This window comes from Gordonia sp. i37, assembly GCF_002043085.1.
Classification (GTDB): Bacteria; Actinomycetota; Actinomycetes; order Mycobacteriales; family Mycobacteriaceae; genus Gordonia; species Gordonia polyisoprenivorans.
Genome location: NZ_MVPX01000397.1, coordinates 1 through 12,036, shown reverse-complemented (window position 1 = coordinate 12,036; position 12,036 = coordinate 1). Strand labels below are relative to the sequence as shown.

Here is a 12,036-nt window from a genome sequence, read left to right as displayed (position 1 = left end):
GCGCGCCAAGGGTGTCCACATTCGGCTTGCCCGCCAGGTCATCGGCGCGAAAGCCGCCGACGCCGAGGAGGCCACTCTGCTCGACGTGGAGCCGGGTGCGCCGTTGCTGACCATGCAGCGCACCGCATTCGACGATGCGGGCAAGGTCGTCGAGGTGGGTCGCCACGCCTACCGCGCGGACCGCTACTTCTTCGAGACGACCGTCGTCGATCGCTGAGGCGGGTCTCGAGGCCCGGCGCCGGGGGCGCCGGGCACCTCGACCATCGGGGGGCAGGTCGTTTCCCCCGATGGTTCCGACCCCGATGGTCGAGGTGCGAGGCGCGTGCGCCGAGCCTCGAGACCGCTTGCGCCGACGCTGGTTTCGCCACCACCGACCACCGGCCACCACCGCCCACCGGCAACCTACTCCGAGTCGACGCTCGTCGATTCCGGCTCGGGGTCGGTCCCGCCGCCACCCACCGCGACGAGCAGGCGCCGCACCGCCATCGCGCGACGATGCGAGGCGCCGGTGAGGTCGTCGAGTGCGCATTCCGGATCGGCAGGCGGTCCGAGGTGGGTGCAGCCGCGCGGACAGTTCTCGATGGCATCGCGCAGATCGTCGAAGGCGTCGACGATGTCGTCGGCGTCGACATGGGCGAGACCGAACGAACGGATGCCGGGGGTGTCGATGACCCACGACCGTCGGCCCTGGTCCTCGGGACCTCGCAAGTCATCGGGATGTGCCGGCAACACCAACGCCACCGACGCGGTGGAGGTGTGTCGGCCCTTGCCGACCCCCGAGACCACACCGGTGGCCCGTTCGGCTTCGGGCACAAGGCGGTTGACCAGGGTTGACTTGCCCACGCCGGAGTGCCCGATCAATGCGGTGAGGTGCCCGCGCAGCAAGCCGAGGACGTCGTCGAGTGGATCGTCACGACCGGCGCGCACGATGATCAGGTCGAGTCCGTCGAAGGCATTGGTGAACTCGGTGGGATCGGCCAGATCGGACTTGGTGAGACACAAGATGGGTTCGAGCCCACCGACATACGCCGCGGCGAGGGCGCGTTCGACGAATCCGGTCCGGGGTGGGGGATCGGCCATAGCCGTGACGATCAGGAGGCGATCGGCGTTGGCGGCGACGATGCGCTCGTACGGATCGGTGTCATCGGCGGTGCGCCGCAGGACCGTTCGCCGCTCGTCGACTCGCACGATCCGAGCCAGTGAATCCGGCTTCCCGGTCAGGTCGCCGACGACCCCGACATCGTCGCCGACCACGATCGGGGTGCGGCCGAGTTCACGTGCGCGCATGGCCACCACACGACGATCCGGATCGCCATCGAGTACGCAACCCCAGCGGCCCCGATCGACCGAGACGACCATCGCCGACTCCGCATCATCATGTGCCGGACGGGTTTTGGTGCGCGGACGACTCCCCTTGCCGGGGCGGACCCGGACATCGGACTCGTCGTAACTGTCCGCGCGACGGCTCACGGATGCCCGATCATCTTCTGCCACATACCCGGAAAGTCCGGCAAGGTCTTCGACGTGGTCTCGATGTCGTCGACGGTGACCGAGGGCACGCGCAAGCCGATGATCGCGCCTGCGGTGGCCATCCGGTGGTCGGCGTAGGACTCCCAGCGCCCGCCGTGCAACGGGGCCGGCCGGATGATCAGGCCGTCGTCGAGCTCGGTGACATCGCCACCGAGACGCCCGATCTCGGTGGCCAGTGCGGCCAGGCGATCGGTTTCGTGGCCGCGCAGATGGGCGATGCCGGTCAGCCGGGACTCACTCTCGGCGAGGGCAGCCAGTGCCGCGATCGTCGGTGTCAGTTCGCCGACCTCGCGCAGATCGCGGTCGATACCGGTCAGTCGAAGCGGTCCGCGCACGGTGAGCGCACCGTCGAGAAGTTCGACGGTGCAACCCATCTCGGCGAGGATGTCGGCGATCTGGGCGCCGGGCTGGGTGGTGACGGCCGGCCAGCGTGGCACGCTGACCGCCCCGCCGGTCGCGGCGCCCGCGGCGAGGAAGGCGGCCGCGTTGGAAAGATCGGGTTCGATCGCCCAGTCCACCGCACGAATCGTCGACGGATCGACGTGCCAGATATTCGGTTCGTCGACAACGACTTTCACACCGGCTGTCGCGAGCATCGCGATGGTCATCTCGATGTGGGGCATCGACGGAACCGGACCTCCGACGTGCCGCACGGTCAGTCCCTCGTCGAATCGTGCGCCGGTCAGCAGCAACCCGGACACGAACTGCGACGACCCCGACGCATCGATCGTGACCTCGCCGCCGCGTGCCGATCCGGTGCCCACCACCGTGAACGGCAGGGAGTCGCCCTCGACGGTGACACCGAGCTCACGCAGGGCATCGAGGATCGTCGTGAGCGGTCGCTGACGCGCTTGCGGATCGCCGTCGAAGTCGACCGGTCCCGACGCCAACGCCGCCATCGGTGGCAGGAATCGCATGACGGTGCCTGCGAGCCCGCAATAGACGTCGGTGCCGTGCATGGGTCGCGGTTCGATGGAGACCGTCGTCGGGTCGGCGGCGTCGACCCGGATGCCGATGCCCAGTCCGGTCAGAGCGGCGAGCATGAGATTGGTGTCCCGGCTTCGTAGTGTGCCGGTGAGGGTCGACGGGCCGTCGGCGAGCGCGGCGAGCAGCAACGCCCGATTGGTGATCGACTTGGACCCGGGCAGGTCCACGGTCGCGTTCACCGGCCCCGACACGACGGGCGCATTCCACGTGCTCATGCGGTCCAGTCTGTCATGGGGCCGGCCACGTCCGATCCCGTCCCGGTCAGCGGTTGTCCAGACGCAGGGGGTGCGTCGGCGGGACCTCGACGATGATGAGCAGTCGGCCGTCGGTGTCGCGCACATGCATCTCGATCAGGCCCCACGGCTCGGTGAGCGGTTCGCGCTCGATCTTGACGTGCGCCGACCGCAGTTCGCGTTCGGCGGCCGAGACGTCGCGTACCTGCAGCCACAGTGCGCCCGACGGTTCGATGGTGGTGTCGAGATCGGAACTCATGTGCCCTGGAACCTCGATCAGGCCGTTACCGGCGTAAAAGACGATGCCGCCCGGGTACTCCCGCGCAACGGCGAGACGCAGCTGATGACGGTAGAAATGCTGCAACGATTCCGGGTCTCGTGAACGGAGCACGACGCGACTACTGAGGACCTCCATGCCTTGTGTCTACACCGCTACCGATCGGTCGGACAGGACAATACGCCCGGCGCGTCGCCGGTCCGGTGCGCTCGGATCACTGACCTTCGGTGGTGCCGTCCGACCCGCCGAGCGCGTGTCCGCGGTTGAGGTCGTTGCCATGACGACCCGCCTCGTAGATCGCCTTCTCCCGGGCGATGCGATCGGTCTCACCGATCGGCTCGGCGTCTCCGAAGGCGAAGGCGGATTCATGCGGGTACTCGTGCGGGATGTCCGGGTCGTCGAGTTCTTCGGGCTGTGGGCTGTTCATGGGACAACGATACGGCGCCGACACCGATCGCCGGCGCGAACCGACGGCCTCAGGTGGCCGGTGTACCCGTGTCCCGAGCGGAGAACTTCCCGCCCGTCTTGTCGTCCCACCGGTCGAGTAGTGCGGTGACCTTCGGATCGCCTTGGGCGCGAATCCATTCGCACAGTTCCTGCGGCGCCGAGGGATTGGTGACGATGAACCGGTGGAGACCGGCGTCGTGCTCGGCGAGTACACGCAGCGTCGCCGGGTCGGTGTCGGGGTCGGCGGCGGCGAGCGCATCCCGCGGATCGAAGGCGCCGTACCGCGGTGCGTCGGAGCCGGAGAGTCCGTCGGCGTCGACCACCTCGATCTCGCCGGTGTTGTGATACTCCACCGGATCGGGTGAGGTGCTGCGCCAATTGAGTAAGAGGTTCAACAGGATTGCGGTGATGGCGCCCGCGGAGATCCCGGAGTGGAAGATCGTCTGGAACCAGTCCGGGAATTGGTGATACAGGTCGAGCGACACGGTCTCGCCGTTGTCGTTGGTGTACGACAGGCTCGCCTCGCTCAGCATCGCGACGCCGACCGAGATGGCGACCACCAGGATGTTGGTGTTGTTGAACTTGACCCGGCTCAGGGTGCGGACACCACTGGCGGCGACCATGCCGAACAGCGCGACACCCGCGCCGCCGAGGACGGGCTGGGGGATGCCTTCGATGATCGCGGCCATTTTCGGGAGCAGGCCGAGGACCACGAGGATCGCGCCCGCACATGTCGCGACATGTCGGGTCTTGACGCCCGTGATCGCCACCAGGCCGACGTTCTGCGCGAATGCGGTGTAGGGGAAGGTGTTGAAGATCCCGCCCAGGACGGTGCCCACGCCGTCGGCCCGCATGCCGTCGGCGAGCTTGCGCGGTGTGATCTTCTTGTCGACGATCTCGCCGACGGCCACGATGTCGCCGGTGGTCTCGGTCATGATCACCAGGGCGACGATGATCATCGCGATGATGGAGCTGACGTCGAAGCTCGGCACACCGAAATAGAACGGCTGCGGCACAGCGATCCAGGAACTCTGCCCGACGCCGCTCCAATTGGTCATGCCGAACGGGATCGAGATCAGGGTGCCGAGGACGAGTCCCACGAGCACCGACACCCGCTTGATCGCCGCGGGCGCGAACCGCTCGAGCAGGATGATCAACAGCAGGGTGCCGAATCCGAAGGCGATCGATTTGGGTGCGCCGAAGTCCTCGCCGTTGTTGGTGCCGCCGCCGAACCATCCGGCGGCCACGCTCATCAGCGACACCCCGATGATGAGGATGATCGTGCCGGTGACCAGTGGTGGAAAGAATCTGATCAGCCGACCGACGATCGGCGCCACCACGATCATGAACACGCCGCAGGCGATCACCGAACCGTAGATCGCGGTGATGCCGTGGTTGAGCCCGATCGTGATCATCGGCCCGACCGCGGCAAACGTGACGCCCTGCATCAGGGGCAGGCGCACCCCGAACCGCCAGAACCCGACTGCCTGCAGCAATGTGGCGATGCCGGCGACGAACAGGTCGGCGGTGATCAGGTGGACGATCTCGTCGGAACGCATCTGACCGGCGCCGACCATCGCGCCGCCGACGATGAGCGGCACCGCCACGGCACCGGCGTACATCGCCATGACGTGTTGTAGTCCGAGCGGGAAGAGTTTGGTCAGCGGCGGGATGTCGTCGACCGGATGGTCGGCGTCACGGCCGCGCCTGATGGTGTCGAGAACCGTCATGAACACTGTCTACGAGTCCGAGATTTCTGATTCGACGCGATCGTGTGTCGACGGTGTTTCCGGCAGAATATATCGATGTGGCAGCACGGACTCCCCAGCTCAGCGCCGGGTTACTGATCCATCGGAACACTGCACTCGGCGTCGAGGTCCTGCTCGCCCATCCGGGTGGACCGCTGTGGGCGCGCAAGAACGACGGAGCGTGGTCGATCCCGAAGGGACTCGTCGAGGACGGTGAGGAACTCCTCGTCGCCGCCCGTCGCGAATTCGCCGAGGAGATCGGTCAGACGGCACCCGTCGGTGAGGTCATCGAGCTCGGTGAGGTGCGGCTCAAGAGCGGTAAACGGGTGGTCGCTTTCGCGATCGACGGTGACCTCGACGTCTCCGTCGTCACCAGCAACACCTTCGAGATGCCGTGGCCGCCGCGGTCCGGGAAGACCCAGGCCTTCCCGGAGATCGACCGTGCGGAATGGTTTTCACCCGACGACGCACGCCGCAAGCTCAATCCGGCGCAGGTCGCCTTCATCGACCGGTTGCTCGAGCACCTCCCGCCGAACCCGTGATCTGCGCGCCCGCCATCAGCGCACCAGTGCGGTGTCGGATTTCTCCGCGCCCGGCTGGTCCACCTGATAGCGGATGAGACGAGAACTGTTGGCCACCACGGCCACCGACGACGCGTTGTGCAGGATGGCCGCCACCACCGGGGACAGTGCACCACCGGCACCGACGATCAGCCCGATCGCGTTGACGGCGATCGACATCCCGTAGTTCTGCTTGATCACCTGCAGGGTGTGCTCGCCCAGATCGCCCACCGCCAACAGCATGCGCAGATCGTCTGCGGCCAAGGCGATGTCGGCGGTCTCGACGGCCACGTCGGTGCCGGCCAAGCCCATCGCGATGCCGATGTCGGCGGCGGCCAGTGCGGGTGCGTCGTTGACCCCGTCACCGATCATCGCCACCAGATGACCTTCGGATTGCAACTCGCGGACCGCGGCGAGTTTGTCCTCCGGAAGCACCTCGGCACGCCAGTCGTCGATGCCGAGTTCGCCGGCGATCGCCGCAGCGGTGGCCGGGTGATCGCCGGTGAGCATGGCGATCCGCTCGATTCCCTTGGCTCGCAACCCATCGAGCACCTCGCGCGCCCCGGGGCGGACCTCGTCGCGCAGACTCACCAGCCCGACGAGGGTGCCGTCGACGGCGAGCAACAGTGGTGTCTCGCACTCGTTGCGGAGCTTGTCCACCCACTCGATCGCGTCGGTGGTCAGTGCGACCTCGTGGCGAGTGAACAGGGCGGGGCTACCCAACAACAGGACGCGGCCGTCGGCGGCGAAGGTGCGCATGCCGAGACCGACGATGACCTCACACTCGGCGTGGGTGGGGATCTCGATCCGGCGCTCGGTCGTCGACCGGATCACCGCTTGCGCCAACGGATGTCGCGAGTGGATTTCCGAACTCGCCGCATGGGCCAGGACGTCTTCGGGTGACCAGTCGGGGTGGAAGGAGATCACGTTGGTAACCACCGGACGGCCGGTCGTCAGTGTGCCGGTCTTGTCGAAGACCATGGCGGTGATGCGGCCGGCCGCCTCGAGATGCGAGCCGCCCTTGATCAGGATTCCGCGGCGGGCACCGTTGCCGATGGCGCCGCTGATCGCGGTGGGTGTCGACAGCCCGACGGCGCAGGGGCACGCGACGAGCAGCATGGTCATGGCGCGGCGCAGATCGCGCGTGACGAGCAGGGTGGCCGCCGACAGCAGGAACGAGGCCGGGACGAAGCGACCCGAGAACTGTTCGCCGACAGTCTGGATGGGCGCCCGATCGTGCTGGGCTTCCTCGACCCGGGCGATGATCCGACCGATCGCGGTGTCGGCGCCGACCGCCGAGGTGGTGATCACCAACCGCCCGCTGACCACCACCGAGCCCGCGTGCACGTGGGCGCCGACCTGTGCGGTGACGGGCAGATTCTCGCCGGTCAGCGCGGACTGGTCGATCACCGCCTCGCCCTCGAGCACCGTCCCGTCGACCGGCACGGCGACATGATCGTGGACGACGATGACGTCGCCGACCGCCAACGAATCGACGGGCACCGACACCTCGGTGCCGTCCTCGAGCCGCAGCCATGCGGTGTCGGCGTTGCCGCGCAACAGATCCGAGATCGCCCGTCGGGTACGGCGCAACGTCAGATCCTGAAGGAACTCACCGATGTTGAGCAACCACAGGACGGTCAGCGCGACGACGTTCTCCCGCAGCAACAGACTCGCCACGGTCGCCGCCGACACCAGCGCATCCGTGCCCGCCCGTCCTCCGCGCAGAGAACGCAAGGCGCCCTTGAGGAATGGATAGCCGGAGAAGATGGTGATCCCGGTGGCGACCGTGCGCGACGCGGGACCGAGCATCGGTGGTCGTCGGAATCCGTAACGCCGCAACCCCAGAAGGATCAAAGCGCCCGCGCCGATACCCATCCGCAGTATGTCGGAATTGGTGACGTCGGCCGAATGTGGCGCGGCGCGGGTGACCGTCGTGAGATCGGCGTCCCGCCCGGCGGCGATCGCCTGATCGATGGCGCCACGGTCGGTGTTCCGGCGATACCAGACGACGACGGAGCCGGTGCGTGGATACATGTGCACGGCGCGAACCCCGGTCACCGCGATCACAGCGTCCTCGACGGCGACCGCACGTGCGGCCGACGTTCCGCGCAGCGCATCGACGACCAGGCGTAGACGCCCCGCGGCGTCGGACCGCACAGATTCTTGCACGGCGGGGTCAGTGATCGTGGTCGTGCGGCTCGGCCGTTCCCGGGGGACTCGTTTCCTCGCCGATACGGTCCTTCGCCTCGGCGACGATGTCGGCGGTCCGAAGGCGTGCATCCTCGGCGATGGCCTCGGCTTTCCGGGTACCCACCAGGCCCCAGGAGGTGACCACCACGGCGCCCTGCCGTAGGGGTGCCTTGGCGATGGCCTTGCGGGCGACGTCGTATGCGACGGCGCCGACGAGGCCGGTCGCGACCGTCGATCCGGCCTTGGTCAAGAAGCCGTGTAATGCCATCTCGGTCCTTTCGCGCTCAACTCGATGAGTTGCTCGATTAATGGAAACGATTGCCAGGACGTCCGAGTCTACGTTGTGCGCGGCCACCCGGCGAGTGGACACACGCCGACACGGGGACCGGTTGGGCAGCAGTGCGGGAGAATTTGCAACATTGACTATTGTGCCATTGACAAATGGCATAATGGGTGATGCCATCGGTTGTGTGATTCACACCTCACGACAGTCCCGGTGTGCGGCGTGGCTGACCCGCCGCACGTTGCGGCCGTTCGCCGACGTCCTGCCCGGCGGTGTCCTCGCGGTACATGTCTCCCGTGCCATCGTCGCCACGGCCATGCTGCTCGGGTCACCGCCGCCCTATTGGGTCCGCGTCGATGCCCTGTCCACCGGCAGCTTCCGCGGAGAGTGGGTGTATGCCCCGGGATCGGAGAAGTCCCGGCGCGTCATCCTCTACGTCCACGGCAGTGCGTATGCGATCTGCTCGGCGCGCACGCATCGCGGACTCGTTGCCCGACTCGCGCATCTCACCGGGATGCCGGTGTTCAGTGTCGACTACCGACTCGCCCCCGAACACGTCTTTCCTGCTGCCGCCGACGACGTCGAGGCCGCCTACGCCTGGCTGCAGAACATCGGCTATCGGCCCGAGAACATCACCGTCGCAGGTGATTCGGCGGGCGGCCATCTCCTCCTGGATCTGCTCGCCGAGAATGTGCGACACCGGCGTGCACAGCCGAGCGCGATGGTACTGATGTCGCCGCTGGTCGATCTCACTCTCGAACTGGCCCGCCGGCAGGAACGCGACACCGGGCCCGACCCGTTGATCTCGGCCGCCGCCGCGCAGCGCCTGGTCGATCACTACACCAGGGGCCATCCGGCCGACCTGCCTCGCCTCGCGCCGGTACTCGATCGTGCCGCCGACCTGCCTCGCACACTGATCCAGGTCGGTGGGGCAGAGATGCTCCTCGGCGATGCACGTGCTGCGCACCGGATGATCTCCGACGCCGGTGGGGACAGTGAACTGCAGATCTGGCCCGGACAGATGCACGTCTTCCAGGCACTGCCGACGATGATCCCGGAAGCCGGCCCCGCCCTGGCGGCGGCCGCACGGTTCATCACCGAGTGTCCGGAACCGGGTGGCACAGCTGCGGCGGCGAACGCTGCGACGGCACACGCTGATACGGAAAGGTATGCCACGACATGACATCTCGACGATCACAGGGTGCACGCGCCGTCGTCACCGGCGCGGGTAGCGGCATCGGGCGCGCTTTCGCTCTCGAACTCGCGCGCCGTGGAGGCCGCATCGTCTGCGCCGACATCGACATCGACCGGGCCGAGGAGACGGTCGCCATGATCGACGCGGACGGCCGCGGGGAGGGCATCGCGCTTTTTTGCGACGTCGCCGAGATCGACGACATGCGCACCCTCGCCGGCCGCGCACCGGATCTGCTCGGTGGCCCGACCACGTTGATGATCAACAACGCCGGCGTTGGCATCGGCGGGCGTTGCGTCGGCAGCATCGGCCTCGACGACTGGACCTGGGCCCTCGACATCAACCTGCGCGGAATGGTCCTCGGGTCGGAACTCTTTCTGCCCCAACTGCGCTCGGCCGGACGGGGTGGTCTCATCAACGTCGCCTCGGCCGCAGCGTTCTCCGCGGCGCCCGGGATGGGTGCCTACAACGTCGGCAAGGCGGGGGTACTGGCACTCTCGGAGACCATTGCCGCGGAGTTGTCGGGCACGGATCTCGCGGTGACCGTGCTGTGCCCGACATTCGTGAAAACCAATGTCGCCGTCGACGGTCGGATCACCGGCGACGCGATGAAACTCGCGCAAACCCTGATGAGGTACTCCGGACGGTCGGCAGAGCAGGTCGCGCGGTCGACCCTCGATGCCAACGACCGGGGACGGCTGTACGTGGTGCCCCAACTCGACGCCAGGGCCCTCTGGCTGATGAAGCGACTGTTTCCGCGGACCTACACCCTCGGAGCGGGTCTGCTGCATCGTCTGGCCCCGGCGATCGCCGCCGTGGACCCGGAGGTCCTCGAGTCAGAGCTACTCGAGCCGGGGGTACTCGAGCCGGGGGTATCCGAGCACAACAGCCTGGCGTCCGATGCGGAAATCGAAGCTGCACCAACACGAATCGAAGAAGGAGTGTGACATGCCGATAGTTCTCGAGGACATGCTGGCGACCATCAAGGATCGCCAGTGGGCGCTGGCCGACATCGACTGGGATGCTCCCGGTGCCGAGCTGATCACCGAGGAGCAGAAGCCGAAGCTCAAGGCGTTCATGGCCGATCTGGTGTGGATCGAGAATGTGGGCGCCCGCGGGTTCGCGGCGTTGGCGAAGAAGGCGCCCGACGAGACGCTCGCGGAGATCTATCGGTACTTTCACGCCGAGGAGCAGAAACACGCCAACGCCGAGCTCGCGCTGATGCGGCGGTGGGGGATGCTCGAGGGCGACGAGGTCCCCGAGCCGAATGTCAACATCCGCCTGGCCATCGAATGGCTCGACACCTTCGCCGACCGCATGTCACTGTCGGTGTTGGGCACGGTCATCCCGATGTTGGAGGTCGCCCTCGACGGAGCCCTGCTGAAGTTCCTCCTCGAGGAGGTCGAGGATCCGATCTGCCATGCCGCATTCCGCAAGATCAACGCCGACGAGTCGCGACATCTCGCCGTCGACTTCCACGCACTCGACATGATCGGCAACGCCCGCCTGCGCACCCTGCTGGTCCAAACCGTCGGCACCGTGGCCTCGCCGGGACTCATCATCGGTGCCCTGATGTACGTGCCCCTGCTGAACAAGATGCGCGACAACATCGTCGACATGGGACTCTCGGAGGATCGGCTCTACGACGCGATCAAACGGTTCCGCAAGAACGGCGACCGGGGGCGCGGCACCCGGCTGCTCACCTACCAGGTGCTCAAGTACCACGCCGGCTGGGTCATCAACCGCGACAGTCCTTATCACTACTTCGCCGATGCGATGGTCACGCTGACCGACCGCTACCCGCGCTTTCTCCTTCGGTCACAGCCGAGTTGGTCGAAGGAACTGACCTACGAGCCGATCGCATGAGCGCCGTGCACGAGGATTCGCACACGCCTGCTCCCGATGCCGCCGGTCTCGATGCCACCACCGTCATCATCGGGGCCGGGTTCGCCGGTATCGGCACCGCAATCCGGCTCCTGCAGCAGGGGCGCGATGACTTCATCATCTGCGAACGCGACGTCCGACCGGGCGGAACGTGGCGCGACAACGTCTACCCCGGGGCGGCCTGTGACATCCCGTCGCGGCTCTACTCGTATTCCTTCGCACCCAATCCCGAATGGTCACACACCTATTCGGGAAGTGAGGAGATCCTGGCGTACATCGCGCGGATGATCGCCGACCACAATCTCGAACGGTTCATCCGGTATTCGCATCTGGTGACCGGGCTGGAGTTCGACGAGGAGAGCGGCACGTGGCGCGTCGATCTGGCCGATCGGGAGTCGCTCCGCACACGCGCGGTGATCGTCGCCTCCGGCCCGCTCTCCACACCCGGATATCCCTCGATCCCGGGTATCGACGAGTACACCGGTCACCGGATGCACTCTGCGGCGTGGGACCACGACTACGAGTTCGCCGGTAAGAAGGTCGGGGTGATCGGCACCGGTGCCAGTGCGGTGCAACTGATCCCGGAGTTGGTGCGCGCCGGTGCCGACGTCACGGTGTTCCAGCGCACTCCCGGGTGGGTGCTGCCGCGAGCCGATCGTCGGATCTCCTCGTTGACCAGACGGGTATATCGGACGGGGGCGG

At 67.0% G+C, this 12,036-nt stretch carries 13 protein-coding genes; 6 read left to right on the top strand and 7 right to left on the bottom strand.

Features of this window, described 5'->3' with window-relative positions; all coding sequences use genetic code 11:
- Positions 1-217 (top strand): UTRA domain-containing protein (locus B1964_RS19665; RefSeq protein ID WP_139765801.1); only part of this gene is annotated, 217 nt, incomplete at its 5' end.
- 185 nt (positions 218-402) lie between these two features.
- Here the strand turns inward: B1964_RS19665 and rsgA are convergent.
- The 5 genes from rsgA to B1964_RS19640 form a co-directional block, all read right to left on the bottom strand.
- A complete protein-coding gene (rsgA, locus tag B1964_RS19660; protein ID WP_079930970.1) occupies positions 403-1,470 on the bottom strand; it encodes a ribosome small subunit-dependent GTPase A in 1,068 nt (355 codons plus the stop codon).
- Positions 1,467-2,732, bottom strand: a complete 1,266-nt coding sequence (gene aroA, locus B1964_RS19655; RefSeq protein WP_079930969.1) for a 3-phosphoshikimate 1-carboxyvinyltransferase — start codon at positions 2,730-2,732, stop codon at positions 1,467-1,469. Before aroA ends, rsgA begins: the two co-directional genes overlap by 4 nt.
- Positions 2,733-2,778: 46 nt before the next feature.
- Positions 2,779-3,165, bottom strand: a complete 387-nt coding sequence (locus tag B1964_RS19650) for a VOC family protein (protein WP_006370670.1) — start codon at positions 3,163-3,165, stop codon at positions 2,779-2,781.
- A gap of 76 nt (positions 3,166-3,241) precedes the next feature.
- Positions 3,242-3,454, bottom strand: coding sequence for a hypothetical protein (locus tag B1964_RS19645; protein WP_014360882.1), 213 nt, complete (start codon positions 3,452-3,454; stop codon positions 3,242-3,244).
- A gap of 49 nt (positions 3,455-3,503) precedes the next feature.
- Positions 3,504-5,204: a nucleobase:cation symporter-2 family protein gene (locus B1964_RS19640; protein ID WP_172398905.1), complete on the bottom strand. Its 1,701-nt coding sequence runs from the start codon at positions 5,202-5,204 to the stop codon at positions 3,504-3,506.
- 77 nt (positions 5,205-5,281) lie between these two features.
- On the opposite strand from B1964_RS19640, the gene B1964_RS19635 reads away from it, so the two are divergent.
- Positions 5,282-5,764, top strand: a complete 483-nt coding sequence (locus B1964_RS19635) for an NUDIX domain-containing protein (RefSeq protein WP_139765800.1) — start codon at positions 5,282-5,284, stop codon at positions 5,762-5,764.
- 15 nt (positions 5,765-5,779) lie between these two features.
- Here the strand turns inward: B1964_RS19635 and B1964_RS19630 are convergent, their stop codons facing one another.
- Positions 5,780-7,942 carry a cation-translocating P-type ATPase gene (locus tag B1964_RS19630; protein WP_079930967.1) on the bottom strand — a complete coding sequence of 721 codons (2,163 nt, stop codon included), beginning with the start codon at positions 7,940-7,942 and terminating at the stop codon, positions 5,780-5,782.
- A 19-nt stretch (positions 7,943-7,961) separates the two neighbouring features.
- Positions 7,962-8,243, bottom strand: coding sequence for a DUF1490 family protein (locus B1964_RS19625; RefSeq protein WP_079930966.1), 282 nt, complete (start codon positions 8,241-8,243; stop codon positions 7,962-7,964).
- Positions 8,244-8,424: 181 nt separating this feature from the next.
- Between B1964_RS19625 and B1964_RS19620 the strand changes: the two genes are divergently transcribed.
- The 4 genes from B1964_RS19620 to B1964_RS19605 form a co-directional block, all read left to right on the top strand.
- Positions 8,425-9,441, top strand: coding sequence for an alpha/beta hydrolase (locus B1964_RS19620; RefSeq protein ID WP_079930965.1), 1,017 nt, complete (start codon positions 8,425-8,427; stop codon positions 9,439-9,441).
- Entirely contained in the window at positions 9,438-10,397 is a 960-nt protein-coding gene (locus B1964_RS19615) for an SDR family NAD(P)-dependent oxidoreductase (RefSeq protein WP_079930964.1), read from the top strand. Before B1964_RS19620 ends, B1964_RS19615 begins: the two co-directional genes overlap by 4 nt.
- A gap of 1 nt (position 10,398) precedes the next feature.
- The gene (locus tag B1964_RS19610; protein WP_079930963.1) at positions 10,399-11,316 is read left to right on the top strand and encodes a reductase; all 918 of its coding nucleotides are present in this window, start codon (positions 10,399-10,401) and stop codon (positions 11,314-11,316) included.
- The coding region (locus tag B1964_RS19605) for an NAD(P)/FAD-dependent oxidoreductase (protein ID WP_139765798.1) at positions 11,313-12,036 on the top strand (724 nt) is incomplete at its 3' end. The genes B1964_RS19610 and B1964_RS19605, both read left to right, overlap by 4 nt.

Bases quoted from the DNA above. Each gene is read 5' to 3' on its own strand.
- aroA (WP_079930969.1), bottom strand. From the start codon at position 2,732: ATGAGCACGTGGAATGCGCCCGTCGTGTCGGGGCCGGTGAACGCGACC.
- B1964_RS19650 (WP_006370670.1), bottom strand. From the start codon at position 3,165: ATGGAGGTCCTCAGTAGTCGCGTCGTGCTCCGTTCACGAGACCCGGAA.
- B1964_RS19645 (WP_014360882.1), bottom strand. From the start codon at position 3,454: ATGAACAGCCCACAGCCCGAAGAACTCGACGACCCGGACATCCCGCAC.
- B1964_RS19640 (WP_172398905.1), bottom strand. From the start codon at position 5,204: ATGACGGTTCTCGACACCATCAGGCGCGGCCGTGACGCCGACCATCCG.
- B1964_RS19625 (WP_079930966.1), bottom strand. From the start codon at position 8,243: ATGGCATTACACGGCTTCTTGACCAAGGCCGGATCGACGGTCGCGACC.
- B1964_RS19620 (WP_079930965.1), top strand. From the start codon at position 8,425: ATGGGTGATGCCATCGGTTGTGTGATTCACACCTCACGACAGTCCCGG.
- B1964_RS19615 (WP_079930964.1), top strand. From the start codon at position 9,438: ATGACATCTCGACGATCACAGGGTGCACGCGCCGTCGTCACCGGCGCG.
- B1964_RS19610 (WP_079930963.1), top strand. From the start codon at position 10,399: ATGCCGATAGTTCTCGAGGACATGCTGGCGACCATCAAGGATCGCCAG.